The sequence below is a fragment of the Herbaspirillum sp. C7C8 genome (assembly GCF_022627875.1).
Taxonomy (GTDB): domain Bacteria; phylum Pseudomonadota; class Gammaproteobacteria; order Burkholderiales; family Burkholderiaceae_D; genus Herbaspirillum.
The window spans coordinates 1-319 of record NZ_JABXGG010000063.1; the positions used below are offsets into that span (position 1 = coordinate 1).

Below are 319 nucleotides of genomic sequence, written 5' to 3' on the forward strand. Positions count from 1 at the left end.
TGCCGCAAGTCTATCTGCAGCCGTCGAATCTGCGTGTCAGTGGCCGACAGACCCTGATCGCCGGTAATGAGGTGGTGATACAGAGCGTGCAGGACATCATTAATCGGGGCGGCACCATTGCCGCGCGTGCGGGCGTGACGCTGCGCGCGGACAACGTCCGTAATCTCGGCGGCAGTATCGATGGGGGCGATGTCCGTGTCGCAGCCACCACCGATATCGAGCATGCCGGTGGCGTCATCAGCGCCAATGACAAGCTGACCTTGAGTGCGGGCCGCGATGTGGTGATCCGCAGTACCAGCGTCACCACCGCCAATGCCAC

Annotated in this window: 1 protein-coding gene; it reads left to right on the forward strand. The window is 62.7% G+C overall.

Going from position 1 to position 319, the window contains the following annotated elements:
* Positions 1-319 (forward strand): hemagglutinin repeat-containing protein (locus HWE01_RS22650; protein WP_241822961.1); only part of this gene is annotated, 319 nt, incomplete at both ends.